Source organism: Paraburkholderia phytofirmans, assembly GCF_046028095.1.
GTDB lineage: Bacteria > Pseudomonadota > Gammaproteobacteria > Burkholderiales > Burkholderiaceae > Paraburkholderia > Paraburkholderia phytofirmans_A.
Genome location: NZ_JAQQDJ010000002.1, coordinates 62880 through 88922, shown reverse-complemented (window position 1 = coordinate 88922; position 26043 = coordinate 62880). Strand labels below are relative to the sequence as shown.

Annotated in this window: 21 protein-coding genes, 6 tRNA genes and 1 pseudogene; 21 read left to right on the top strand and 7 right to left on the bottom strand. The window is 62.4% G+C overall.

Annotation, left to right across the window (positions count from 1 at the left end; all coding sequences use genetic code 11):
* The first annotated feature begins 14 nt into the window (after positions 1-14).
* The 5 genes from PQR54_RS04875 (at position 15) to PQR54_RS04855 (ending at position 5568) form a co-directional block, all read left to right on the top strand.
* On the top strand, positions 15-1064 hold the full coding sequence (locus PQR54_RS04875) for an endonuclease III domain-containing protein (RefSeq protein ID WP_408244310.1): 1050 nt from the start codon (positions 15-17) through the stop codon (positions 1062-1064).
* 122 nt (positions 1065-1186) lie between these two features.
* A complete protein-coding gene (locus PQR54_RS04870) occupies positions 1187-2158 on the top strand; it encodes an acetyl-CoA carboxylase carboxyltransferase subunit alpha (RefSeq protein ID WP_007181378.1) in 972 nt (323 codons plus the stop codon).
* A gap of 48 nt (positions 2159-2206) precedes the next feature.
* Entirely contained in the window at positions 2207-3646 is a 1440-nt protein-coding gene (tilS, locus tag PQR54_RS04865; RefSeq protein ID WP_408244309.1) for a tRNA lysidine(34) synthetase TilS, read from the top strand.
* Between the two features lie 386 nt (positions 3647-4032).
* The gene (locus PQR54_RS04860; RefSeq protein ID WP_408244308.1) at positions 4033-5283 is read left to right on the top strand and encodes an aspartate kinase; all 1251 of its coding nucleotides are present in this window, start codon (positions 4033-4035) and stop codon (positions 5281-5283) included.
* 191 nt (positions 5284-5474) lie between these two features.
* A tRNA-Ser gene (locus PQR54_RS04855) sits at positions 5475-5568 on the top strand.
* A gap of 145 nt (positions 5569-5713) precedes the next feature.
* Here PQR54_RS04855 and PQR54_RS04850 read toward each other — a convergent pair.
* Entirely contained in the window at positions 5714-6625 is a 912-nt protein-coding gene (locus tag PQR54_RS04850) for an amidohydrolase family protein (RefSeq protein WP_408244307.1), read from the bottom strand.
* A 248-nt stretch (positions 6626-6873) separates the two neighbouring features.
* Positions 6874-7297, bottom strand: a pseudogene (locus PQR54_RS04845) (porin); the annotation flags it as partial.
* 269 nt (positions 7298-7566) lie between these two features.
* Here PQR54_RS04845 and PQR54_RS04840 point away from each other — a divergent pair.
* Positions 7567-7914, top strand: a complete 348-nt coding sequence (locus PQR54_RS04840) for a hypothetical protein (protein WP_134455673.1) — start codon at positions 7567-7569, stop codon at positions 7912-7914.
* Positions 7915-8055: 141 nt separating this feature from the next.
* Here PQR54_RS04840 and fabI read toward each other — a convergent pair whose 3' ends face one another.
* Positions 8056-8847, bottom strand: coding sequence for an enoyl-ACP reductase FabI (gene fabI / locus PQR54_RS04835; protein WP_408244306.1), 792 nt, complete (start codon positions 8845-8847; stop codon positions 8056-8058).
* 126 nt (positions 8848-8973) lie between these two features.
* On the opposite strand from fabI, the gene PQR54_RS04830 reads away from it, so the two are divergent.
* The 5 genes from PQR54_RS04830 to PQR54_RS04810 all read left to right on the top strand — a co-directional run bounded on the left by PQR54_RS04830 (position 8974) and on the right by PQR54_RS04810 (position 15561).
* Positions 8974-10935, top strand: coding sequence for an extracellular solute-binding protein (locus PQR54_RS04830; protein WP_408244305.1), 1962 nt, complete (start codon positions 8974-8976; stop codon positions 10933-10935).
* A gap of 49 nt (positions 10936-10984) precedes the next feature.
* Entirely contained in the window at positions 10985-12022 is a 1038-nt protein-coding gene (locus PQR54_RS04825) for a microcin C ABC transporter permease YejB (protein WP_408244304.1), read from the top strand.
* Positions 12022-13128 (top strand): ABC transporter permease, encoded by a 1107-nt coding sequence (locus PQR54_RS04820; protein WP_408244303.1) that lies wholly within the window; start codon positions 12022-12024, stop codon positions 13126-13128. The genes PQR54_RS04825 and PQR54_RS04820 overlap by 1 nt, the downstream gene beginning before the upstream one ends.
* Entirely contained in the window at positions 13125-14759 is a 1635-nt protein-coding gene (locus tag PQR54_RS04815; protein ID WP_408244302.1) for an ABC transporter ATP-binding protein, read from the top strand. Before PQR54_RS04820 ends, PQR54_RS04815 begins: the two co-directional genes overlap by 4 nt.
* Positions 14760-14895: 136 nt before the next feature.
* A complete protein-coding gene (locus tag PQR54_RS04810) occupies positions 14896-15561 on the top strand; it encodes a C40 family peptidase (protein WP_408244301.1) in 666 nt (221 codons plus the stop codon).
* A 107-nt stretch (positions 15562-15668) separates the two neighbouring features.
* On the opposite strand, the gene PQR54_RS04805 is transcribed toward PQR54_RS04810, so the two are convergent.
* A complete protein-coding gene (locus PQR54_RS04805) occupies positions 15669-16625 on the bottom strand; it encodes a patatin-like phospholipase family protein (protein WP_408244300.1) in 957 nt (318 codons plus the stop codon).
* A gap of 406 nt (positions 16626-17031) precedes the next feature.
* Here PQR54_RS04805 and gltX point away from each other — a divergent pair, with 406 nt between their 5' ends.
* The 7 genes from gltX to PQR54_RS04770 all read left to right on the top strand — a co-directional run bounded on the left by gltX (position 17032) and on the right by PQR54_RS04770 (position 19958).
* Positions 17032-18441 (top strand): glutamate--tRNA ligase, encoded by a 1410-nt coding sequence (gltX, locus tag PQR54_RS04800; RefSeq protein WP_408244299.1) that lies wholly within the window; start codon positions 17032-17034, stop codon positions 18439-18441.
* Between the two features lie 122 nt (positions 18442-18563).
* Positions 18564-18639, top strand: a tRNA-Ala gene (locus tag PQR54_RS04795).
* Positions 18640-18794: 155 nt separating this feature from the next.
* Positions 18795-18870, top strand: a tRNA-Glu gene (locus PQR54_RS04790).
* Positions 18871-18967: 97 nt separating this feature from the next.
* A tRNA-Asp gene (locus PQR54_RS04785) sits at positions 18968-19044 on the top strand.
* Positions 19045-19105: 61 nt separating this feature from the next.
* Positions 19106-19181: transfer RNA gene (locus tag PQR54_RS04780), tRNA-Glu, on the top strand.
* 93 nt (positions 19182-19274) lie between these two features.
* Positions 19275-19351: transfer RNA gene (locus tag PQR54_RS04775), tRNA-Asp, on the top strand.
* 142 nt (positions 19352-19493) lie between these two features.
* Positions 19494-19958: a GNAT family N-acetyltransferase gene (locus tag PQR54_RS04770; RefSeq protein ID WP_012433487.1), complete on the top strand. Its 465-nt coding sequence runs from the start codon at positions 19494-19496 to the stop codon at positions 19956-19958.
* Positions 19959-20131: 173 nt separating this feature from the next.
* On the opposite strand, the gene PQR54_RS04765 is transcribed toward PQR54_RS04770, so the two are convergent.
* A complete protein-coding gene (locus PQR54_RS04765) occupies positions 20132-21031 on the bottom strand; it encodes an AraC family transcriptional regulator (protein WP_408244298.1) in 900 nt (299 codons plus the stop codon).
* 168 nt (positions 21032-21199) lie between these two features.
* Between PQR54_RS04765 and rraA the strand changes: the two genes are divergently transcribed.
* Positions 21200-21694, top strand: coding sequence for a ribonuclease E activity regulator RraA (rraA, locus tag PQR54_RS04760; RefSeq protein WP_408244297.1), 495 nt, complete (start codon positions 21200-21202; stop codon positions 21692-21694).
* Between the two features lie 82 nt (positions 21695-21776).
* A complete protein-coding gene (locus PQR54_RS04755; RefSeq protein ID WP_012433484.1) occupies positions 21777-22178 on the top strand; it encodes a gamma-glutamylcyclotransferase family protein in 402 nt (133 codons plus the stop codon).
* Between the two features lie 192 nt (positions 22179-22370).
* On the opposite strand, the gene aceB is transcribed toward PQR54_RS04755, so the two are convergent.
* Complete coding sequence (gene aceB, locus PQR54_RS04750; RefSeq protein ID WP_408244296.1) at positions 22371-23981, bottom strand: malate synthase A; 1611 nt, start codon at positions 23979-23981, stop codon at positions 22371-22373.
* Between the two features lie 82 nt (positions 23982-24063).
* Positions 24064-24879 (bottom strand): haloacid dehalogenase type II, encoded by an 816-nt coding sequence (locus tag PQR54_RS04745; RefSeq protein ID WP_408244295.1) that lies wholly within the window; start codon positions 24877-24879, stop codon positions 24064-24066.
* Positions 24880-25030: 151 nt separating this feature from the next.
* Here PQR54_RS04745 and PQR54_RS04740 point away from each other — a divergent pair, with 151 nt between their 5' ends.
* The gene (locus PQR54_RS04740; protein WP_106279585.1) at positions 25031-25933 is read left to right on the top strand and encodes a LysR family transcriptional regulator; all 903 of its coding nucleotides are present in this window, start codon (positions 25031-25033) and stop codon (positions 25931-25933) included.
* The last annotated feature ends 110 nt before the right edge of the window (positions 25934-26043 follow it).

The following is a 26043-nucleotide window of genomic DNA, read 5'->3' as shown; positions in this document are numbered from 1 at the left end:
AGGCAGGAGGCAGGATGGCAACGGCCACGAAGACGCCGGCTAAACGGGCCGCGTCTCAAACAAACGCGGCAGCCGCGGCAAAGTCGACACGCACGTCGGCTCGCACAGGCAGCGGCGTGGTAAGTAAAGCATCGTCGAAAGTCGCCGGGGTGGCGGCCAAGACCGCAGCGGGCACATCGAAAAAAACGGCCGTGAAGCGCGCGCTCAACGGCGCGTCGGCGCATGCGCCTGTCGCGAAGCGCGCGAAGGCGCCGCGTGCGAAGAGCAATGGCGCCTTGCCGGCAGAATTGGCCGGCGACGTCCAGGAACTCGCCCGCATCACCGTCGACGGACGCGAAGGCGAAGTCGTGCGCAAGACGCGCGCGTCCGCGAGCGCGGGCGGCGAAGCGGCGAGCGCGAGTGAGGTCGCGGTGCCGGTGCAGATCGCCGGCCTCACGCCTGAAGTCACACGTCCGGCCTATTGGGACAAGGCGTGTGCCGACCTCGTCAAGCGCGATCGCATTCTGAAGAAACTGATTCCGAAGTTCGGCCCGGTGCATCTGCTGAGTCGCGGCGATCCGTTCGTCACGCTTGCGCGTTCGGTGGTCGGGCAGCAGATTTCGGTCGCGTCCGCGCAGGCTGCGTGGGCGAAAGTCGAAGCCGCTTGTCCCAAGCTCGTGCCGCAGCAATTCATCAAGCTCGGTCTGGAAAAGCTGACCACGTGCGGACTGTCCAAGCGCAAAGCCGAATACGTGCTCGATCTCGCGCAGCATTTCGTGTCGGGCGCGCTGCACGTCGGCAAATGGACGTCGATGGAAGATGAGGCGGTGATCGCCGAACTCACGCAGATTCGCGGCATCGGCCGCTGGACGGCGGAGATGTTCCTGATCTTCAACCTGTCGCGCCCCGACGTCCTGCCGCTCGACGACCTGGGCCTGATTCGTGCAATCAGCGTCAACTATTTCAGTGGCGAACCGGTCACGCGCAGCGAAGCGCGTGAAGTCGCCGCCAACTGGGAGCCGTGGCGCACCGTCGCCACCTGGTATATGTGGCGTAGTCTTGACCCGTTGCCGGTCGACTACTGAAAAAAAGAAACGGGATCGTTTCAAAAGCTATCAATGTTAAGAATTGATAGTTGCGAGATGGTTTTGACATCGGCGCGCGCGGTTAGAATACGCGCTGCCGGTAAGTCCAAGGATTACAAACAATGAAGACCACGTTTCTGGATTTCGAACAGCCGATCGCTGAACTCGAAGCGAAGATCGAAGAATTGCGCTTCGTGCAGGACGATTCGGCCGTCGATATTTCGGAAGAGATCGAGCGGCTGTCCAAGAAGAGTCAACAGCTCACCAAAGATCTGTACGCGAACCTCACGCCGTGGCAGGTTTCGCAAATCGCCCGTCATCCGCAGCGCCCGTACACGTTCGACTACGTGAACGAGCTGTTCACCGATTTCCACGAACTGCATGGCGACCGCAACTATGCGGACGACCTGTCGATCGTCGGCGGCCTCGCGCGTTTCAACGGTCAGGCGTGCATGGTGATCGGCCATCAGAAGGGCCGCGATACCAAGGAACGCGCGCTGCGCAACTTTGGCATGCCGCGTCCGGAAGGCTATCGCAAGGCCGAACGTCTGATGCGTCTCGCTGAAAAATTCGGCTTGCCGATTTTCACGTTCATCGACACGCCGGGCGCGTATCCGGGCATCGGCGCGGAAGAGCGCGGCCAGTCGGAAGCGATCGGCCGCAATCTTTACGTGATGGCCGAACTGAAGACGCCGCTGATCGCGACGATCATCGGCGAGGGCGGATCGGGCGGCGCGTTGGCGATTGCGGTCGGCGACAGCGTGCTGATGCTGCAATTCTCGACCTATTCGGTGATCTCGCCGGAAGGCTGCGCGTCGATTCTCTGGAAGAGCGCCGCGAAAGCGCCGGAAGCCGCGGAAGCGCTCGGCTTGACCGCGCATCGTCTGAAGGCGCTGGGTTTGATCGACAAGATCGTCAACGAGCCGCTCGGCGGCGCGCATCGCGATCCGAAGGGCATGGCCGCCATGCTGCGCCGGGCGCTTGCCGATTCGCTGCGCCAGTTCCAGGGCATGAGCATCAACGATCTGCGCCAACGCCGTTTCGAACGGCTCATGTCGTACGGCAAGTTCAAGGAAACGACGCCGGGTGCGTAAGCCCGCGCGCGTTCTCTTTCGTCCTTCAGCGCTCGACGCGCTAACGACGTGACTTCCACCGCCGAAACGCCAGCCGACCGCCTCGTACTCGAGGCGGTCGGCTTTTCTTTGTCTGCGATTCCAGCTAACGCGCGTATTGCGATTGCGTTCAGTGGCGGCGTGGATTCGAGTGTGCTGCTCGATGCCGCGGTGCATGTTGCGGGCGCGTCGCGTTGTGTCGCGCTGCATGTGCATCATGGGTTGAGTGCTCATGCCGATACGTGGCTCGCGCACTGCGAAGCGTTTGCACAGGAGCGTCGCGTCGAGTTCGCGGCAGAGCGCGTCGAGGTGTCGCGCGACGCGGGCGTGAGCGTCGAAGCAGCTGCGCGCGATGCGCGTTATCGCGCGCTGGACGAGATGTGCGCATCGCGCGGTGTCGCCACGCTGTGGCTCGCGCAACATGCGGACGATCAGGCTGAGACTGTGTTGTTGCAATTGCTGCGCGGCGCCGGTCTCGCCGGTCTTGCCGCGATGGCGCCGGAGTATTTGCCGGCGGGGGCGTCGGCAACACGCGTGAGGCCTTTGCTTCATCTGCTGCGCGCGCAGCTCGAGCAATATGCTAGCGAGCGTGCGTTACGCTGGATCGACGATGAGTCGAACGCCGATACACGTTACGCTCGCAATGCGTTACGCCACGAAGTGACGCCGGCGCTGACCGTCCACTTTCCCGGTTTTCGCGACGCGCTCGCGCGCACGGCGGCGCACGCGGCGTCGGCGCAGCGTTTGCTCGACGCGCTGGCTCGCATGGATATGGAAGAAGCGTCACGCGACGAAGGACGCGCTCTATCGCACGACGCATTGCTAGCATTCGACGACGACCGCGCGCTCAATCTCCTGCGTTACTGGATGCGTACGTTGGGCCTCGTCGCCGCATCGAGCGCGCGTCTCGGCGATGCACTGCGTCAGTTGCGTGAGATTGGCGCGGCGGGAGAGGGCCATGGTCTGCGTATCGATCACGCAGGCCAGGCGTTGCGAAGCTATCGCGGCCTGGTCTATTGGGAAGCGGGAGACAGCAGCGATCCCGCCGATGAAACCGCGCTCGCCGCGCGCGCAGTCAGCGAACTTGCGTGGCAAGGCGAGTCGATCTGGCGCTTGCCACAATGGCGCGGCACGTTCGTATTTGCCCACGCCGACGCCGCGGTTGGCGAGGCCGACGCAACGATTCCGGTGAGCGTTCTGCAACGTGCCGTGTTGAGCGCGCGTTCGCGCAGCGGCGGCGAACGCATGCGCACGAGCGACGCGCCTCGCGCACCGAGCCGCACGTTGAAAAACCTCTTCCAGGAGCGCGCCATTCCCGCGTGGAAGCGCGACGTGCCGCTGCTTTATATCGGCGGCGATCTGCTATTCGTACCCGGGCTAGGGGTCAATCGCGCCGTGCTGCCGGAGAAGATCGACGAGGCCGAACCGCGCGTCAGGATCGTCTGGCGTGAGGATCTGCTGATCGCCTGACCGGCCGGTCGGACACCTCGGTTGTCCGGGCCATAAAATCGGAAATAGGGCGCAAATCCCACATGAAACAGTCCTTTGCAGCGCGTATTCAGCGCAATCCGATGGCCTTTCCAGCTTGTCTTTTTGCGCTCGATCGGGTACGTTAACTTGTTTGCCCGACCCGATTTCGCCTTCGCTTTTGTTGAATTAGTCGGTTTTCGATCGTGATCCGTCGTTTCCGGTAAGCCATCAGCGATCATTCCCGGGCAAATCCGCGCGTGCTGCACGCGTGCTGCATTTACGCCGCCACACACTCTGCCGTCGTTCACAAGACGTTGCGCTCCCTGTGCTTTTGTGCGGTCGTCTCCAGCGCGCCAGCGCGGTTTCTCCTCCAGTTCAGAACGACAATGGCACTCATCGTACACAAATACGGCGGCACCTCGATGGGCTCAGTCGAGCGCATCAAGAACGTCGCCAAGCGCGTCGCGAAATGGCACAAGGCTGGCCACAAGATGGTCGTCGTGCCGTCGGCGATGTCCGGCGAAACCAACCGCTTGCTCGGTCTCGCGAAAGAAATTACGGGTCAGCCGAGCCCGCGCGAACTCGACATGATCGCCGCCACGGGCGAGCAGGTCAGCTCGGGGCTGCTCGCCATCGCGCTGCAGGAAGCCGGCGTCGACGCGGTCAGCTACGCCGGCTGGCAAGTGCCGGTCAAAACGGATAGCGCGTTCACGAAAGCACGCATCAGCGAAATCGACGGCGAGCGCGTGCTGCGCGATCTCGAAGCGGGCAAGGTGGTGGTGATCACCGGCTTCCAGGGCATCGACCCTGACGGCCACATCACCACGCTCGGCCGCGGCGGTTCGGATACGTCGGCGGTTGCGGTCGCGGCCGCGTTGAAAGCCGATGAGTGCCTGATTTACACGGACGTCGACGGGGTCTACACGACTGACCCGCGCGTGGTGGAAGAAGCGCGCCGGCTCGACCGCGTGACGTTCGAAGAAATGCTGGAAATGGCAAGCCTGGGTTCGAAGGTGCTGCAGATCCGCTCGGTGGAATTCGCCGGCAAATATCAGGTGAAGACACGCGTGTTGTCGAGCCTGACCGATCCGCTGATGCCGCTCGACGCTGAAATGAAGTCGGGCACCCTGATTACTTTTGAAGAAGACGAGACCATGGAAAAAGCAGTCATCTCGGGCATCGCGTTTCAGCGCGACGAAGCTCGCATTGCCGTGATGGGTGTGCCCGACAAGCCGGGCATCGCGTATCAGATTCTCGGCCCGGTGGCGGACGCGAATATCGACGTCGACATGATCATCCAGAACCAGAGCGTGGAAGGTAAGACGGCCTTCACGTTCACGGTCGGCCGCGGCGACTATCAGCGCGCCATGGACATCCTCACGACCCAGGTGAAGGGCCACGTGCAGGCCGAGCAGGTGCTGGGCGATCCGAAGGTGTCGAAGGTCTCGGTGGTGGGCGTCGGCATGCGTTCGCACGTGGGTATCGCGAGCACGATGTTCCGCACGCTGTCGGAAGAGGGCATCAACATTCAGATGATCTCGACCTCCGAAATCAAGATCTCGGTGCTGATCGACGAGAAGTACATGGAGCTCGCCGTGCGCGCGCTGCATAAAGCGTTCGAACTGGATCAGGCATAAGTGGTTTTGAATAAACGGGGCGTACAAGAGCGCCCCGTTTGTTTTGTGCGGCCAAGGTGGCCGAGGTGAATAAATTGCGTCGCCAATGACGAAACTGGCACAAAAACTGTCCGCCAGACATTGACCTTCGCGGTTCGGCCCGCTATTATCTTGGCTTCGTCGCGCTGACTCCCTGCGCGACCGAAAGTTTGGGAGACGTGGCCGAGAGGTCGAAGGCACTCCCCTGCTAAGGGAGCATCTGGGCCAAAACCTGGATCGAGGGTTCGAATCCCTCCGTCTCCGCCAGAAGTGGTAGAGAGAACCCCGCAGAGTCTAGGCTCTGCGGGGTTTTGTTTTTGGGGCGTTGCAGTTTGAGTGGGCCGATACGACGACGAGTCGCTTTAACCTCGTTCGCGACGGCATGCGCGGTCCGGTCCCCCGCCGCCGACATTTAGCTCAGCTTGTAAATCGCCGCAGCCGTGTCATGCAGGAGTCTTCGCTGCTCCGAAACACTGAACTTCGCGATCACCTCGAAGTACGCGTAATACAGTTTCTCGAAGCTGCAGGCTAGCTTGCTGATCGGCATATGACTGGCAAACATGCATCGATCGGGGCCAAAAATTTCAATGGTTTCCAGTATCCAGGACCGGACCTGAGCGACCGTCCAATGAATGCCGAAGATGCACTCCAGCCCGAATATTTTCACCGCCACATTGGGACACGCGCCCACCGCGGTCATTTCGCGTTTCCATGCTGCCTGGCCTTCGCTGGTCAGATCGAGTGGCCAACCCATGACGGGCAGCACGAACTGAATGTCCGGAAACGCAGTCGCCAGCGATGCAAGTTCGGGCAGTTGCGGTGCGAACATTTCCAGTTCGCAAATCAGGCCACGCCCCCGCAGCGACGCGAGTCCATGTCGCCATGCCAGGCCGGACATGAGGTCCGGCCTTGGCGCATAGCGAAGCAGCGGGTTCGCCGGATGCCAGCCCAGGTGTTGGCGAACGCAACGGATCCGTTGCGCTGACGCATACGCTTCTAGCGTGGCCGGCAGATCAGGACTCGAAAAATCGACCAGAGCGATAATGCCGTCCGGGCGTCCTGTTGCGTTTGCAAGCTCCTGCGCCCAGCATGCTTCGTCCACCGGGTCGGTCGAAATGAATTCCGCCCAGACTGTGCCCACGACATTCAACGCGCTCGTGTCGCGCGCGTAGTCGTCGGGCAAATAGATGCGGGGAAGCGCGCCGTAGTCGCCGACAAGCGCTTCGAAGCCTTCGCTGCGCGTCGCGAACACGGGGTAATGGAAGCGTCGGGTGTCGTAGAAGTGTTGGTGACAGTCAAGGATCGGCAGGGCGGCGCAGTCCATCGTCCAGGTCTCCGTACGAGAGCCAGCACTGAAGCACAGTGCTTGTCCAGCGAGGTTAGCACGACTCGCTTCTGCATCCCTCGAAGTGCTTCGGCGTGCTCACGCAGGCCATTCCGTGCGCGGGTCCGTCATTGATTAATGCCCCCTCCAGATCACTCTTAAAACGCGTGCCTTAACCCCATCATCCCGACCAACTGGGAAGGCCCCCAAGACGGCGTCGTATCCTGCAAATCCCCGACCACCGTCACTGCGCTAAATCGCACGCCGGCGACGTTTGGCGATAGATAGGTTACCGAATTATTAAAGCGCAATGTGGTGTCGGGCGAGTCGACATCGCGTGGGTGCACGTCGGTCGCCCCGAGCGCGCCGACCAACTGGAAGTAGGGCGTGTATTGCCACCGGAGCGTGAACGTCCCGTACCGGTCGTTACTGAACCCGATGTATGCCTGCCGGGTGCATAGAAAGCCCGCATTGCTCTGTGCGCCCGTCAGCGATTTCAAGCTGCTCTCGAGCCGGAAAATCGCCATCGTAACCGCCGCCGATGTCTTCCGAATCGAGCAGGCCGAACTTGCTCGCCTGCAGGTTACCGTGGCTCATGTGGAAGATGGCGTGACCGCGTTGATTGCTGACAAAGGTGAACACGTTGTCGACGACACCGTACAACGTTAATGTGCGCAAATACCGAGGCGCCTGGCCGCGCATATGCGCCGCATGCCGAACTTCGCTACATGAACGCGCTGCAAGTAAGAGCCGTCTCGCCTCGCACCGTGCTCTGATTACAACCCCACTGCCTTTTCACCAAATCCGTGTCCAATGTAACGAGACGTAACCCGACGGCCCTGCGCGCGATGTTATGCATCAGTTATTACAAAGTTGAAATACGCGGTGCGACGCCTTGCGCTATATTTCCGCCAACAACACATTCTTCCAAAGGGTGATCGATGAAGTCCGCTCGTCTTGTTCCACTTTTGATCGGGGTTTTCGCGCTGGGCGCGTCGGGTGCTGCAATGGCCGGCGGCCTTAACGTGGGTGTCAACATCGGCATCCCGGCGCCGGTTTATGTAGCGCCGGCACCGGTCTACGCACCGCCTCCGCCGCCTCCGCCGCCGGTCGTCTATCAACCGGCGCCCGTGTACTACGGTGGCCCGGCGATCGTGATCGGCTGGCACGGCGACCGCTACTGGGATGGCCGCCGCTATTGGGCGCGCGATGACTGGTACCGTCATCATCCCCCGGGCCATTACAACTACGGCCGCGACCATTACGACAATCATCGCGGCTGGCACTAAGCGCCCAGGCCGCGGTTGATCGAATCGCGAGGTCAAAGAAAACCGCCCGAGAGGGCGGTTTTTCGTTGGGCTTCTACAACGAGCCCGCAAAACACAGCGGCGCGCACAAAAGCGCCACCGTTCACGCACGAGATTCGTCGGTCACTCCGCCACGGCAGCCATGCCGCCCACCACCGCGTTGAGGCCACTATCGACGTGCACGATTTCCGCCGTCACACCGGCCGCCAGATCCGACAGCAGAAACGCCGCCGTATTGCCAACCTGTTCGATCGTCACGTTGCGCTTGAGCGGCGCATTCTGTTCGACGAACTCGAGAATCTTGCCGAAGCCCTTGATACCGCTCGCGGCCAGCGTCTTGATCGGACCCGCCGAAATACCGTTGACGCGCACGCCTTTCGCGCCGAGCGAGACCGCCAGATAACGCACGCTGGCTTCGAGCGAAGCCTTGGCAAGACCCATGGTGTTGTAATTCGGGACCGCGCGCTCGGCACCGAGATAGCTGAGCGTGAGCAACGACGCGTCCGGCGTGAACATGGACTGCGCGGCCTTGGCGAGCGCCGGAAAGCTGTACGCGGAGATGTCATGCGCGATGCGGAAATTTTCGCGCGTCATGCCGTCGAGGAAGTCGCCGGCAATCGCTTCGCGCGGCGCAAAGCCGATCGAATGGACGAGGCCGTCGAGTCCGTCCCAGCGTTGCCTGAGCGAGACGAAGAGGGCCTCGATCTGTGCGTCGTCGGCGACGTCGCAGGGGAACACCAGGTCGCTGCCGAACTCGCCGGCGAACTCGGTGATGCGGTCCTTGAAGCGCTCGCCGACATAGGTGAACGCCAGTTCGGCGCCTTCGCGCTTGCACGCTTGCGCGATGCCATAGGCAATCGAACGGTTCGACAGCAAGCCGGTCAGCAGGATGCGTTTGCCAGCGAGGAAGCCCATGGAATCTCCTGATCGGATCGGCGCGCCGCGCCCGTCGACGTTGTGCGCAACGTACGTGCGGATCGCGCGGGTTTATTGGGTAGAATTCTCTCATACTGCACTTGCCCACTGACCAACAAGGCCCCTATGACAACTGGCTCGCGACGGGTTCCAACGCCTCGTGCACTCTGGTGCAGCGTGATTCATAGACCCTCGCGTGCCGGCCTCGCGATTGCGCCGCGTGCATGGCGCTCCGCTTGCTTCGCGGTGATTTGCGGTGTGCTGGCCGTGGCAGGTCTTCTCGTGGCGCCGCGGGCGCACGCGGTCTATGCGATCGCGCAATACGGCGAGCCGAAATATCCAGCGGATTTCAAGCACTTCGACTACGTCAACCCCGATGCGCCGAAGGGCGGCACGCTGGTGCTCGCCAATCCGAGCCGCCTGACCAGCTTCGACAAATTCAATCCGTTCACGCTGCGCGGCAATACAGCGCCAGGTGTCGACCTGATGTTCGAAAGCCTCACCGTCGGCAGCAGCGACGAAGTGGCGTCCGCCTACGGGCTGCTCGCCGACGACATCAACATCGCGACGGATGGCCTCTCGGTGACGTTCCACATCAATCCGCGCGCGCGGTTTTCGAACGGCGACCCGGTCACCGCCGACGACGTCAAGTTCTCGCTCGACACGCTTAAAAGCCCGCAGGCCGCGCCGCAATTCGCATCGATCTTCGGCGAAATCACGCGTGCGGTCGTGGTCGATCCGCATACGATCCGCTTCGAGTTTCACCAGCGCAATCGCGAGTTGCCTCTTCTCGCGGGCGGCATACCGGTGTTCTCGCGCAAGTGGGGGATGAAGCCGGACGGCAGCCGCATTCCATTCGACCAGCTCGCGTTCGAAAAACCGATCGGCAGCGGGCCTTATCTGATCGAGCAATACGACAACGGCCGCACCATCACCTATCGGCGCGACCCGAATTACTGGGGCGCGGCGCTGCCGGTGCGCGTCGGCATGAATAACTTCGATCGCGTCGTCTACAAGCTGTATTCGGATAGCACGGCGCGGCTGGAAGCGTTCAAGGCGGGCGAGTACGACGCGCTAGTCGAGTACGTCGCGCGCAATTGGGTGCGGCGTGACGTCGGCAAGAAATTCGACAGCGGCGAGCTGATCAAGCAGGTGTTTCCGCAACATAACGGCACCGGTATGCAGGGCTTCATGCTGAATACGCGGCGGCCCTTGTTTCAGGACGTGCGCGTGCGCAAGGCACTCGATCTCGCGCTCGACTTTCAATGGCTCAATCGCCAGTTGTTCTTCAATCAGTACACGCGTATCGACAGTTTTTTCGCCAACACCGATCTGCAGGCGAAGGGTCTGCCTTCTCCGGGCGAATTGGCGTTGCTCGAACCGTGGCGCGCGAAGCTCGACCCGGCCGTGTTCGGTCCGCCGCCGAAGCAGCCGGACACTGATCCGCCCGGTTCGCTGCGCGTCAATCTGCTGGAGGCGCGCGCGCTGTTGCAGCAGGCCGGCTGGACCTATCGCGACGGCACATTGCGCAACGCCAAGGGCGAGCCGTTCCGCTTCGAGATTCTCGACGATTCCGGCTCATCCGCGCAGATGGAGCCGATCGTCGCGACCTTCATCCGCAATCTGCAGAAGCTGGGCATCGAGGCCACATTTCGCGTGTCGGATTTCGCGGTCTATCAGAAGCGTCTGGATGCCTTCGATTTCGACACCACCACGATCCGCATGCCGGACGTGCAGGTGCCCGGCTCCGAGCAGATCGAACGATTCGGCAGCAAGGCGGCCGCTACGCAGGGTTCCGATAACATGATCGGGCTGAAGTCGCCTGTCGTGGATGCGATCCTGAATGCGCTCGTGCATGCGCAAACACGCGAGCAGCTCGTCGACGCCACGCATGCGCTCGACCGTGTGCTGATGCATGGCTACTATGTCGTGCCGCATTGGTACAGCGCAACGCATCGGGTGGCGTTCAAGCGCGGTCTTGCGTGGCCCAAAACGCTGCCCCTGTACTATTCAGCGGAAGGCTGGATTACGTCGATGTGGTGGTTCGCGCAGCCACCATCGCCACCGCAGCCGTCAGCGCAACCATAAGCGCGCTAACGCGTCATTCATTCACCGCCTTCGCACCGGAAACGCCGCCATGTGGAGCTACATCCTCAAACGCCTGCTGCTGATGATCCCGACCTTGCTCGGCGTGCTGACGCTGACCTTCGTCGTGATCCAGTTCGTTCCCGGCGGCCCGGTCGAGCAGATGCAGCACGAGTTGCGCAAAGGCGCGGAAAACGGCGCGCCGTTCGGTCTGCGCGCGCATAGCGGCGTCGACGCGCAGCAGATCGCGCAACTCAAAGCGCTCTACGGATTCGACAAACCGCCGCTCGAACGCTACGTGCTGATGCTCAAGCGCTTCTCGACGTTCGATCTCGGCCAGAGTTATTTCCGCCATCAAAGCGTGTGGTCGCTGATCGTCTCCAAGCTGCCGGTGTCGATCAGCATCGGCTTATGGACGTTCTTTCTGACGTATCTGATATCGGTGCCCCTCGGCATTGCGAAGGCGGTGCGCAACGGCTCGCGCTTCGATGTCGCGACGAGCCTCGTCGTGCTGGTCGGCTACGCGATTCCGGGCTTCGTGCTGGGCGTGTTGCTGCTCGTGCTGTTCGGCGGCGGCACGTTTCTGCAACTGTTTCCGCTGCGCAATCTCACTTCGGACAACTGGGCGCAATTGAGTGTGGCCGGCAAGATTCTCGACTATCTGTGGCATATCGCGTTGCCGATCACGGCTTCGGTGGTAGGCAGTTTCGCGGTCGTCACCATGCTGACGAAAAACGCTTTCCTCGACGAGATCCGCAAACAATACGTGCTCACCGCGCGCGCCAAAGGGTTGTCTGAAAAGCGCGTGCTGTGGAAGCACGTGTTCCGCAATGCGCTGTTGCCGCTGATCGTCGGTTTTCCGGCCGCGTTTATCGGCGCGTTCTTTACCGGCAGTCTGCTGATCGAAACGCTGTTTTCGCTCGACGGCCTCGGGCTGTTGTCGTACGAATCGGTGGTGCGGCGCGACTATCCGGTCGTGCTCGGCACGCTGTATCTGTTCACGCTGATCGGACTCGCGACCAAGCTGATCTCCGATCTTTGCTATGTGTGGGTCGATCCCCGCATCCAATTCGAACAACTGGAGCGCTGATGAATCGAGCCCGTCTTTCCGCCGATGCGTCGCCGCGCACCGAACCGGCGCGCGCGTTCGTCTCGCCCTCGCCGGCGCGTCGTGTGTGGCAGCGTTTTCGGCAGCAGCGGTTGGGCTACTGGAGCCTGATCGTGTTCGTCGTGGCGTTCGCGGCGAGTCTGGCTGGTCCGCTGTGGTCGAACGACAAACCGTTGGTGGTTCGCTACGAAGGCAACCTGTATTTTCCGATGTTCAAGACCTACGCCGAGACCACTTTCGGCGGTGACTTTCCGACACCGGCCGATTATCTCGATCCGTATATCAAGCATCGTTTCGACGCGCCGGGTAACTTCGCGCTGTATCCGCCGAATCGCTACTACTACGACACGCTGAATTACTTTTCGAAGGCGCCGAACCCGGCGCCGCCGTCGCGCGACAACTGGCTCGGCACCGACGACCGCGGCCGCGACCTGTTCGCGCGTCTGCTCTACGGCTTCCGGGTGTCGGTGGAATTCGGACTGGTGCTGACGCTGATCGGCACGATACTGGGCATCGCGGCCGGCGCCGTGCAAGGTTATTTCGGAGGGCGTACCGATATCATCGGGCAGCGTCTGATTGAAATCTGGAGCGCCATGCCGGAGCTTTACCTGCTGATCATCTTTTCGTCGATCTTCGAGCCGGGCTTCATTCTGCTGATCGTGTTGCTTTCGCTGTTCGGCTGGATCGGTCTGTCCGACTACGTGCGCGCCGAATTCCTGCGCAATCGCCACCAGGACTATGTGCGCGCGGCGCGCGCGATGGGCCTGTCGAACTGGCAGATCATGTGGCGGCATGTGCTGCCGAATAGCCTGACGCCGGTGATCACGTTTCTGCCGTTTCGCATGAGCGGCGCCATTCTCGCGCTGACGAGCCTCGACTTTCTCGGCCTGGGCGTGCCGTCGCCTACGCCGAGCCTCGGCGAACTGCTCGCGCAAGGCAAGGCGAATCTCGACGCCTGGTGGATTTCGCTGTCCACCTTCGGCGTGCTGGTGGCGATGCTGTTGCTGCTGACGTTCATGGGCGACGCGCTGCGCAATGCGCTCGATACCCGCATCTCCGATGCGATGCGCGCCGGAGGCAATCAATGAGCGCGAACTTGCGAAACACGGCGTCACGGACCACGCCACCGCCGCTGCTCGAACTGGACCATCTGCACGTGCGTTTCGGCGACACCGTCGCGGTGAGCGACGTCACGCTCGCGATCCAGCGCGGTGAACGCGTGGCGCTGGTCGGCGAATCGGGTTCGGGCAAGAGCGTGACCGCGCTGTCGATCCTGCGGCTGTTGAGCGACGCGCAGGTGAGCGGCTCGATCCGTTTCGACGGTGAGGACCTGCTCGGCAAAACCGAGCGCGAGATGCGCGGTATGCGTGGCTCGGACATCGCGATGATCTTTCAGGAGCCGATGACCGCGCTCAATCCGCTCTACACGGTCGGTGACCAGATCGCGGAAACCATCGTCGTGCACGACGGCGTGAGCGCAAACGAGGCACGCAAGCGCGCCGTGGCGCTGCTGGGACGCACGGGTATCGCCGAGCCGGGCAAGCGCGTGAACAGTTATCCGCATCAGCTCTCAGGCGGCCAGCGCCAGCGCGCGATGATCGCCATGGCGCTGGCGTGCCGTCCGCGTCTCCTGCTCGCCGACGAGCCGACCACGGCGCTCGACGTGACGATCCGCGCGCAGATCGTCGAGCTGCTGCTGGAACTGCAACGCGACGAAGCGGAAAAACGCGGCATGGCCGTGCTGCTGATCACCCACGACCTGAACCTGGTGCGCCACTTCGCGCACCGCATCGCGGTGATGGAGAAGGGCGTTCTGGTGGAGAGCGGGCCAGTCGAGCAGGTGTTCGAGTCGCCGCAGCATCCGTACACGCAACGTCTGCTGGCGAGCCGGCCTGAACGCACGGTGGTGCCGGTGCTGCCGATTTCGCCGGTGCTGCTCGAAGCGCGCGAAATCTCGGTCGATTTCAAAACGAAGCTGCCGGGCTTCAGCGGCTGGTTCCGCTCGGGGCGGTTTCGCGCCGTCGCGGACGCGAACGTGTCCGTGCGCCAAGGCGAGACGCTCGGGATCGTCGGCGAATCGGGTTCGGGCAAGTCGACGCTGGCGATGGCCTTGCTCGGCCTGCAACGCACCGTGCACGGTGAGATCGAGTTTCAGGGCAGGGCGCTCGGCAGTTATCGCGGCGCCGAACAGACCGCCTTACGCTCGAACATGCAGGTGGTCTTCCAGGATCCGTTCAGTTCGCTTTCGCCGCGCCAGACGATCGAGCGGATCGTCGGCGAAGGGCTTGCGCTGCACCGGCCGGCCATGACGCCGCAAGCGCGCCGCGACAAGGTGATCTCGGTGTTGCGCGAAGTCGGCCTCGACCGCACGGTGCTGCAACGCTATCCGCACGAGTTCTCCGGCGGGCAGCGCCAGCGGATCGCGATTGCGCGCGCGCTGGTGCTCGAACCACGCATCCTGATCCTCGACGAACCGACCAGCGCGCTCGATGTTTCCATTCAACAGCAGGTGCTGAAACTACTCGCCGGGTTGCAACAGAAGTACAACCTTGGCTTCGTTTTTATTAGCCACGACCTGGCGGTAATCGGGGCAATGGCGCATCGTGTCGCGGTCATGCAAAACGGTTCGATCGTCGAAAGCGGCGAGGTTGAGAAGATTTTTGCGACACCCGCCCACCCCTACACTCGAAAGCTGCTGAAAGCAGCGCTAGACCATTGATTTACCGCTTTTTCACCAATTGGGTGCGTGTCTCGATTGTATTTTTCTATTTCTTTTGACATGTGAATACTTACTGGCTAGTATCGACCAAACTTTTTCCGTAGACCCCTGATTTTTAGGCAAAAAATACCGACCAATGCAGCACAGAAACCTAACCCAGGCTTGCACGCGCGTCGTCGCCGGGATGTTCATTGGCGTCTTGATGGCAGCAGCTCCCGGCGCGTTCGCCGACGAAGTAAGCAGTTTCAATCAGAATGCCTCATATTCGACCCTCAACGGGTCGAATTCTTTGTCCGCTCCCACTACGCAAGCAACCGCTCCAGCTAGCGACAGCGGCGCCAAATCGTTCCTCTCCGGCATGGCCGGCAAGGCAGGCGACGTGGTCGTCGGCGCGCTGAACATGATCGGCGTGCGCTACCGCTGGGGTGGCAACACTCCGGATTCGGGGCTCGACTGTAGCGGCTTTGTACGCTACGTGTTCCAGGACACGCTCGGTATGGCGCTGCCGCGCCGCGCCGAAGAAATGAGCCGCGTCGGCGAAAAGGTGCGCGTGAGCGACCTGAAGCCGGGCGATCTGGTGTTCTTCAACACCATGCGCCGCACGTTCTCGCACGTCGGCATCTATATCGGCGACAACAAGTTCGTGCACTCGCCCTCCACGGGCAGCACGATCCGTGTCGACGACATGGACGACGGTTACTGGGAAAAGCGCTTCACAGGCGCGCGTCGGATCGAGGCGTCGTATCAGGACGGCCAGGATCTGCGCAAGCGCGTGAACGCGGCAATCGGCGGCAATCAGTAAGCGATTGCGTCGGCGGTTCCCGGCATAAAAAAGCCTGCTTCGAGCGAAGCAGGCTTTTTTGCGCTTGAGCGGCGGACGAGGCCGCCTCAGAGGCCGCGCAGATTGGTTCAGGCTGTGGCCCGGCTCGCCGCCGCCAGCTTGCGTTGCAATTCCGGCATCATCTTCGCCACGGCTTCCTCGCCGGCCAGAATCGCCGCGTTGCGTTGCGAGAAATCACTGCCGCTCATGGCGGCCAGATTCGGGCGGATCACGACGTCCGCGTATTTGTCGAGTTCATAGGCCTTGATCGTTTGGCCCATGATCGTGAAGGTCTGCATCAGCACGTCGAACGAACTGGCCGTCAGGCCGCTTTCCGGGCGCTGCGAGATATCCACGGCGATCACGAAATCCGCGCCCATCTTGCGCGCGAACGACGCCGGCACCGGGCTCACCAGCCCGCCGTCCACATACTCGTGGCCGCCGATCTTCACCGGCTCGAAAATCGACGGCACGCTGCACGACGCGCGCACCGCGATACCGGTGTTGCCGCGCTGGAACAGGATCGGCTGGCCGGACTTCAGGTCGGTGGCGACAACGCCCAGCGGCTTGGCCATCTTCTCGATCGGGCGGTTGTTGAGCGTCGTGTTCAGGTAGTTCTGCAGCGCGACGCCTTGCAGAAATCCGCGCGTGCGAAAAGGCATGGCCCAGTCGCTGATCGACGCTTCGTCCATGGTCAGGGCGAGCTTGTTCAGCGCAAAGCCGTTCATGCCCGACGCGTACAGCGCGCCCACCACCGAGCCGGCACTGGTGCCGGCCACCAGATCGATCTGGATATTGCGCGCCTCGAGTCCCTTGATTACGCCGATGTGCGCGAAGCCTCGCGCGGCGCCGCCGCCGAGCGCCAGCGCGACGCGCAACGGCCGCTGCGGCTTGTCGAGCGGCGGCGTCGTCGTGGGCGTAACGGGCGTGGCGGCGACGGGCGTAGTGTCGGTTTTGCCGCCGGTCGTGGTGCAGGCGGCCAGCACCGCCGAGGCGGCGGCCAGTGAAAAGTTACGGCGGGCGAGGCGAGGCGATGAGGGCTTCAACGAGTTCTCCAGCAACGGCGCGAGCAACGCAGTCGGCGTCGCCGGTGGCCGCGATCAGGCGGATAGTCAGACGGACGGCATCGCCGGCGGCGATTCCATGCGCTGTGGATCCATCTCCGGCCGCAGCGCGCGCACATCATAAAGCAAAGCTCCGCGCGCGCGGCGGCGCGGTAATGAAACGTTGCAGAGGAAGCCCTCGGACGCTGTCCGGCACTGGATGCACGCCGCACCTGGCCGTTCGGACGAGGGCAGGTAAGACGCTTCTCGAAGGTATAATTCGCCTCTCGCATTTATTTCCTTCGTGCCCATGCACGGCGCTGTTTTGCCGAATGGGCGCGCTCCGCTGCCGCGCTTTGCGGGCGATGTCTCCCTCGAGCGCCGGCGCCTGTCTTCCGAGTAACCGCTAATGACCACCTCCGTTCGTACCCGTTTCGCACCGAGTCCCACCGGCTTCATCCACCTCGGCAACATTCGCTCCGCGCTTTATCCGTGGGCGTTCGCGCGCAAGATGAAAGGGACCTTCGTGCTGCGGATCGAGGACACCGACGTGGAGCGCTCCACCAGCGAATCCGTCGACGCCATTCTCGAAGGCATGGCGTGGCTCGGCCTCGATTTCGACGAAGGCCCGTTCTACCAGATGCAGCGCATGGACCGTTACGGCGAAGTGCTCAAACAGATGCAGGACGCGGGGCTGGTGTACCCGTGCTACATGTCGACGGAAGAACTCGACGCGCTGCGCGAGCGTCAACGTGAGGCGGGCGAAAAGCCGCGCTATGACGGTACGTGGCGTCCGGAGCCGGGCAAGGTGCTGCCTGAGCCGCCGGCGGGCGTGCAACCGGTGCTGCGCTTCCGTAACCCGCTGACCGGTGTGGTGGCGTGGGACGACGCCGTGAAGGGCCGCATCGAGATCTCGAACGAAGAGCTCGACGACCTCGTGATCGCGCGTCCGGACGGCACGCCGACCTACAACTTCTGCGTGGTGGTGGACGATCTGGACATGCGCATCACGCACGTGATTCGCGGCGACGACCATGTCAACAACACGCCGCGGCAGATCAACATTCTGCGCGCGCTCGGCGGCGAGCCGCCGGTCTACGCGCACTTGCCGACCGTGCTGAACGAGCAGGGCGAGAAGATGAGCAAGCGCCACGGCGCGATGAGCGTGGTGGGTTATCGCGACGCCGGTTTTTTGCCTGAGGCGGTGGTCAACTATCTGGCGCGCCTCGGCTGGTCGCATGGCGATGCGGAAATCTTCTCGCGCGAGCAGTTTGTGGAATGGTTCGATCTGGAGCATCTGGGCAAGTCCCCGGCCCAGTACGACCACGACAAGCTGGCTTGGCTGAACGCGCACTACATCAAAGAAGCGGATAACGCACGTCTCGCGGAGTTGGCCAAGCCGTTCTTCACCGAACTGGGCATCGACGAAGCCGCACTCGCCCAAGGCGCCGATCTGGTGGCGGTGGTGGGCTTGCTGAAGGACCGCGCGTCGACGGTGAAGGAAATCGCCGAGAACGCCGCGATGTTCTACCGCACACCCGCGCCGGATGCAGAGTCCCTCGCGCAACACGTGACCGACGTGGTGCGTCCGGCGCTCGCCGATCTGGCCGCCGCGCTCAAGACCGTGGAGTGGACCAAGGAAGCGATCGCCGCCGCTTTGAAGGCGACGCTCGGCGCGCACAAGCTCAAGATGCCGCAACTGGCCATGCCGGTGCGTCTGCTGGTGGCGGGCACCACCCATACGCCGTCGATCGACAGCGTGCTGATGCTGTTCGGGCGTGATGTCGTCGTGGGCCGTATCGAAAAAGCGCTGGTCTGAGCGCGTTCGCGCCTGCCTTGAGCGGGATTGCATGCGGCTTCTGAAAAAAGTCGCATGCAATTGCTCAAAGGGTATTTACAAAGCGCAAATTGGCCTCTAGAATCTCGTTTCTGTTCTGCAAGGGGGGTATAGCTCAGCTGGGAGAGCGCTTGCATGGCATGCAAGAGGTCAGCGGTTCGATCCCGCTTACCTCCACCATCAGAGCAGAGTGAAGTTGTTTCGAAGTCTGGAGCTTGTAGCAAAAAAGACTTCACAAACAGCGGTAACGTAGTTAGAATATTGGTCTTTGCTGCTGGCGAAACAGAAGTTAGCGTGAGTTAGCAGCAAGATAAAGACAAATCTGAAAAGATTATGTCCCCTTCGTCTAGAGGCCTAGGACATCACCCTTTCACGGTGAGTACAGGGGTTCGAATCCCCTAGGGGACGCCAAACATCAGCGTCGCTTTAGTGTTCGATTAATTCGAGTAGTAAGCAGCGCAGCTTGCAGAGAGAAAACCAACGCTCGCAAGTCATTGATAGGCAAACTGGAGCGGTAGTTCAGTTGGTTAGAATACCGGCCTGTCACGCCGGGGGTCGCGGGTTCGAGTCCCGTCCGCTCCGCCAGACAAAGCCCGTTCATACGAACTTGAACGGGCTTTTTCATTAAAGGTGTAAGCAGTACGTTGTCCCCTTCGTCTAGAGGCCTAGGACATCACCCTTTCACGGTGAGTACAGGGGTTCGAATCCCCTAGGGGACGCCAGCACATCGGCGTCGTTCGGTTGGAAGTTTGAACGGTGCAGCGGTAACGCAGTGGTGAATGAGCCAGTCTCATTCGCCGCGGCGCAAGAAATCTGGAGCGGTAGTTCAGTTGGTTAGAATACCGGCCTGTCACGCCGGGGGTCGCGGGTTCGAGTCCCGTCCGCTCCGCCAGATTTGAAAAAGCCCACTTCGAAAGAAGTGGGCTTTTTTTATTCCACTGTCCAGCGCGCCTGGGTATGCTCGGGACAAACAGCCATTGCCAGCGCGCGCGGCCTGTTTTACCGTTGACCCGACTCTCCCTTGTCGCCCCGCCATGTTCGATCCCACCGAAGCTCCGTTACCGTTTCATCTGCGCAAAGCAAGCATGGACGATTTCGAGTTCGCCGAGGCGCTGACTCGCAACAACATGGGCGGTTATTACCGCCGCCATCATCTCGTCTGGCGTGGCGATCTGTTTCTCGGCAGCTGGCGCGAGTCGGAAAATTTCATTCTCGAAATGGACGGCACGCCGATCGGCGTGTTGCGCATCACGCAAGAGGGCGATTCACTGCACATCCGCGACGTGCAGATTGCCGAAGGCCATCGTCGGCTCGGTGCCGGCACGTATCTGCTCGATGTCTCGCATCAATGGGCGCGCGAGCGCGGCCTGCGCGAGTTGCAATTGCGGGTGTTCGTCGACAACCCTGCGGCTCGCCTCTATCAGCGCAAAGGCTACAAGCTGGCCGGGCCGCGTCTCGCGCAACTTGGTGCGATTCGCCATTTGGCGCGACGGGTTTGAGGTGGCGTTTGATACGCGAGGTCTGTGGCTCAATTGTCCGAACGCTGGTTTGAAGTGTCGAGTATGACCTGCGGGACCCTAAGACGTTAGTGATTCCCCACAATGTTTGCGGCGCCGAACTGGGCGCGCCGCGTCTGAAGCGCGCGTTCGACGCCGCGGTTTGACACGCTCACTCAACGCCCAGCATCGCTCTGCGCATCCGCGCGATCCCGCGCAGTCTCGTCGTCCAGTTCCGTATCGCCGTGCTCGCTTTGCGCCGCCCGATGTTCCGAGCCACGCTCGATAAACGCGCGCGGACTTTCGCCGAAGGCACGGCGGAACATCGCGGAAAACGCACTTTGACTCTGATAGCCCAGTTCCAGCGCGACGTGCGAAAGCGGCCGCCCCTGGCTCAATAGCGGAATCGCGCGCGCCAGAATCGCCTGCTGGCGCCACTGCGAAAAACTCACCCCCAGCTCCTGACGAAACAGCCGCGCAATGGTGCGCGTGCTAGCGCCCACGCTGGACGCCCATTGTTCGAGCGACTCGCCATGCGTCGGGTCCGCGATCACTGCTTCGCACAGCGCGCGCAGACGCTTTTCGTTAGGCATCGGCACCGAGAGCGGCAGCGGCTCCGAGCGAGTCAGTTCATCGAGTGCGAGGGCGCCCAGCAACTGTTCGCGCGTAGCCGAGATGCCGGGCGTGTCGAGCGCGGCAATCACTTCGCGCAGCAGATCCGAGACTTCGACCACGCGTGGCGTATCGAGGCCGGCCGGCACGGTGCTTTCGGTGATGTAAAGCGTGCGCAGGAACGCGTCTTCGACGGCGACCACTTCGTGCGTCACGTGGGGCGGCACCCAGATCGCCCGCGAGGGCGGCACCATCCACGTGGTACCGGTGGTCGCGACCCGCAGGACGCCACGCGACGCATAAGCCACCTGCGCCCACGCATGCGTGTGACGCGCGATGTGCCAGCCCGAGGGCATCTGCCGCGAACGCACACGGATCGGATGCGTTTCGTTCGGCTGGAACTCGGGCGGAATATCGGCGAAGCGCACGAGGCTCGACAGGTTTGAGTCGGCGGACGAAGTCATGCTGAAAACGATCACGATAACGGAACGCGGGCTTCCATAAGTACGCCGAAAGCGCCGCAAGGCAAAAACACGCGCGGGCGGGCAAACCGCCGCGGGCTTCTCATTGTAGGTGTTGCAAGGCACAGGGCGTTGCATAATGTCCCGACTACCGGACCCGAGGAGAACCCCATGAGCTTTGCCACAGCCGACTTGTGCGACGCGCACGAGGATCAACTGGCGCTCGGCACGTTGCGCGTGCTCGAGCCGGTCTTCCACCTGTTCAGCCGCGCCGAGTGTTTCAGCGGTGAAGCGGTGACGCTAAAGGTGTTCGAAGACAACGCGCTCGTGCGGGCCACGCTCGAGGAGAAGGGCGCGGGCCGTGTGCTGGTGATCGATGGCGGCGGCAGCCTGCGTTGCGCGCTGGTCGGCGGCAATCTCGCGCAGATCGCAGAACAGAGCGGCTGGGCGGGCATCGTCCTGAACGGCTGCGTGCGCGATGCGCTGGAACTCAACGAGGTGAACGTCGGCATTGCGGCTTTGACCACCTCACCGCGGCGCGGCCAGAAGCTCGGCACCGGCGAGCGCGACGTGGCGGTGCAATTGCCCGGCGCGCTGGTGCGTCCCGGCGAATGGATCTACGCGGATATCGACGGCGTGCTCGTGGCAAGCGCGGAACTCAATTGAACTGAATCGCAGCCGCGACTCGAACTCGAACAGACCCAGAAACAGACCCCACCCAACCCTGATTCAAGGAGAGCAAACGACGATGCAGACCGTCTTTGTATACGGCACATTGCGCGCCGGTGAAGTGAACGACATCCGCCACGCCGCGGCGCGCAACGAGATCGCCGCCCCCAATCTGCTCGGCACGGCTACGGTCCGTGGCCACCTGTTCGACTTCGGCTCGTATCCGGGCCTCGTGGTCGACGAAGCCGGCGTCGACGTGATCGGCGACGTGTACGAGATCGACGACGAACTGGTCGCCGTGCTCGACGAAATCGAGGCGGTTTATCCGGGCGTCGAGGACCGTTTCCTCGCGCGCGAAGTGATGGTGAAAGTCGACGGCAACGTCGTGAACTGCCGCTTTTATCCGGTTGCGCCGAATGTGGTGAAGGGCTTGCCCGAAATCAAATCGGGCGACTGGATCGAGTACCGCAGCACGCGTTGACCAAACCGCGTGACCGGCCCATAAAAAACGGCCCGGCAGGCATACACCTGTCGGGCCGTCCGGTCGGTCAGCCTTGCGACTCAAGCCGCTTCACGCCGCGGGCTAAACACGCGCTAAGCGGGCTTGTTACTGCGTCGTCCATATCAATGCAGCGGAGTGCATCCGATGCATCCACGAGGCCTGACGCCAGCCTCAAATTTCTTCGTACAGCGGCAGCGTGAGGAAGTCGGTGAACTGCTCCGACGTCGACATCTCTTCGAAGATCTGCGCGGCGCGCTCATACGGCTTGATGTCGCCGCCCACGGCCTGCTTCACCTTCTCGAGTTCCTGCGCCGACAACTCGCGCACCAGTTCCGCCGTCACCTTGCGGCCGTCGTCGAGCTTGCCCTTCGGCGAGCGAATCCACTGCCACACCTGCGAGCGCGAGATTTCCGCGGTGGCCGCGTCTTCCATCAGATTGTGAATCGGCACACAGCCATTGCCCGCGAGCCACGCACCCAGGTAGTGAATGCCGACGTTGATGTTGTTGCGCAGACCGCCTTCGGTGATCGGCGCTTCCGGACGGAAGTCCGTCAGGTCGGTGGCGGTGACGAGCACGTCGTCGCGTTGCTTGCCGATCTGGTTCGGCTTGTCGCCGAGCACCCTGACGAACTCTTCCATCGCGATCGGCACGAGGCCGGGATGCGCGACCCAGCCGCCGTCGTACCCGTCGCCGGCATCGCGCGCCTTGTCCGAGCGCACGCCGCCCATCGCCTTTTCGTTCGCCGCCGGATCGTTCTTGATCGGAATCAGCGCGCTCATGCCGCCGATCGCCGGCGCATTGCGGCGATGGCAAGTCTTCAGCAACAGCAGCGCGTAGGCGCGCATGAACGGCGCCGTCATCGTGATCTGCGAGCGATCGGCGAGGCAGAAGTCACGGTCGGCCTTGAACTTCTTGATCGCCGAGAAGATGTAGTCCCAGCGGCCGGCGTTCAGGCCTGAGCTATGTTCGCGCAGCTCGTACAGGATCTCGTCCATTTCGAAGGCGGCGAGGATCGTTTCGATCAGCACCGTTGCGCGAATCGTGCCGCGCGGCACACCGACGGCTTCCTGCGCGGCGACGAAGATGTCGTTCCACAGACGCGCTTCGAGATGGCTTTCCATCTTCGGCAGATAGAAGTACGGGCCCGAGCCGCGCGCGACCAGTTCCTTCGCGTTGTGCACCATGAAGAGCGCGAAGTCGAAGATGCCGCCCGACACGCGCTTGCCGTCCACCTTCACGTGCTTCTCGTCCAGATGCCAGCCGCGCGGACGCACGATCAGCGTGGCGACCTTGTCGTTCAGCGTGTACGACTTGCCGTTCTGTTCCAGCGAAATCGTGCGGCGCACCGCGTCCTTCAGATTGATATGGCCGGTGATCTGGTTATCCCAGCTCGGCGCATTCGAATCCTCGAAGTCGGTCATGTACGAGTCCGCGCCCGAATTCAGCGCGTTGATGATCATCTTGCGCTCGACCGGACCGGTGATTTCCACGCGGCGGCATTGCAGATCCTGCGGCAGCGGCGCGATTTTCCAGTCGCCTTCACGCACGCTCTTCGTCTCGGCGAGGAAGTCGGGGCGCTCGCCTGCGTCGAGGCGCTTCGTGCGTTCCGCACGCGCCTGCAACAACTGCTGGCGACGCGGCTCGAACGTGCGATGCAGCGCGGCGACGAGTTCGAGCGCTTCGCGCGTGAGAATCGCGTCATAGCCCGGCTTGATTTCAGCCGTGATTTCCATGCCCTGCGGCAACTGCAACGATGAATGCGAGGACTGCGGGCTTGCCATGTTTTCTCCTTGGTCGGTCAGATTGCAAAGATGCAAATGTTGAAGTGCGGTTGATGTGCGTCGCGTTAGCCAGTAGTAACCGTCATGCGCCAGGGCTGTGGCGCGTGCGGCTGCCGCCGGCGCCGCTGTTGCGGCCGGACGACGCGGGGTTCTTCAGAAAAGCGAGCAGATCGGTCATGCCTCCGCCTGCGCCATGCGGCATGACACCCAGTTCTTCGGCTGGGGCGTTTTGCCGGTTGAGCCAGAAAGTGGTGAAGCCGAACCACGTCGCGCCCGCCACGTCCCAACCGTTCGACGACACGAAGACGATCTCGCGCGGCAGCGCGTCGAAGGCTTGTGTGCCGAGCGCGTAAGCGGCGGGCGAGGGTTTGTAGGCACGCACGGCGTCGACGGAAAGAACGCGGTCGAACAGGCGCGTCATGCCGGCGCTCTTCACGGCGATGTCGAGCATTTGCGGATTGCCGTTCGAGAGAATCGCGAGGCGTGGACGCGGGGCGGATTCGCCACCCGCGCGCGCTGCTGAGTCAGGGAAAGCTTCGCGCAACTGGCGCAGCGCGGGCACGGCATCGGGGAAAGCGGACAGGCACGCGTATTCGTCCATCAGACGCTTCTCGGCCGTGCGGCCCAGCGTGAGCTGAAGTTTTTTTGCGGCGAAGCGCAACGCGTCGAGCGTGATGTCCCAGAACGGCCGGTAATGCACGCCGGGTGCATGAGCGGAATCGGCGAGCGTGCGCAGCTGCGTATATTCGATCTGTTTTTGCCGCCACAGCTGCGAGAGCGCGTCGCCGTGGCCGAGGAACATCTGCTCCGCGGCAGCGATCACCGAATGCACGTCGAAAAGCGTGCCGTAGGCGTCGAAAATCACTGCTTTAGGGGAGAGTGTCGTTGTGGCCGACATTGCCGTGCACTCCTGTCAGAGGTCAGGACGGATTGTATTAGTGATGTCAGGCGCTAAAAAAGAGGCTAAACATCACTTGATCTTTTACTTTCATCCACCTAATCTGACGCGCACCGACCACTTTCCCGCCTATGCGCGGCTTCCATCGCTCATGGACCGTTTCAAGCAGATCGAGACTTTCGTGACCGTCGCGGCCAAAGGCAGCCTGTCTGCCGCGGCTTCGGCCGAAGGCGTCGCGCCCGCCATCATCGGCCGCCGCATCGACGCGCTCGAAGAGCGCCTCGGCGTCAAATTGCTGGTGCGCACCACGCGCAAGATCACGCTGACTTTCGAGGGCTCGGCTTTTCTCGAAGACTGCCAGCGCATCATTCACGAGATGCAGAACGCCGAAGCCAGCGTGTCGGCGGGCGGCGTCAAGGCGAGCGGCCATTTGCGGCTGTCCGCGCCCGCAGGTTTCGGGCGGCGGCACGTCGCGCCACTGGTGCCGGCCTTCACGGTCGCGCATCCGGACGTGTCGATCACGCTCGACCTGTCCGACCGCCTCGTCGATCTGGTCAACGAGGGTTTCGACTGCGCGGTGCGTCTCGGCGAGTTGCCGGATTCGTCGCTGGTGTCGCTCAAGCTCGGCGAGAACCGCCGTGTCTGCGTGGCGTCGCCGTCGTATCTGAGCCGGCGCGGCGCGCCGCACAGCCTCGCCGATCTCGCGCATCACAACTGTCTCGCGCTCGGCGCGAGCGCCAACCAGCAGCGCGGCTGGATGTTCCAGCAGGGCGACAAGGTTGTGTCGATCAAGGTGTCCGGCACGATGGAATGCTCGGACGGCGCGGTGCTGCACGAATGGTGTCTCGAAGGCTACGGACTCGCGTGGCGCTCGTGGTGGGAAGTCGGCACGGACATCGCGGCCGGGCGGCTCGTCAGCGTGCTCGACGAATTCGCTGCGCCGCCCATCGGCATTCACGCGGTATTTCCGCAACGCCGTCATTTGCCGCTTCGCGTGCGATTGTTTCTGGATTTTCTCAAGCATACGTATGGGCACCCTGACTACTGGGGTTGAATGCGGAGCCTGGGCGCGCAGCCAATGGCAGCGCCGCGAACAAGGGGTTTCCGATATGCGGACAGACCCTCAACAGATTCATACGCTCAATTCCGCGACCTACAATCGAT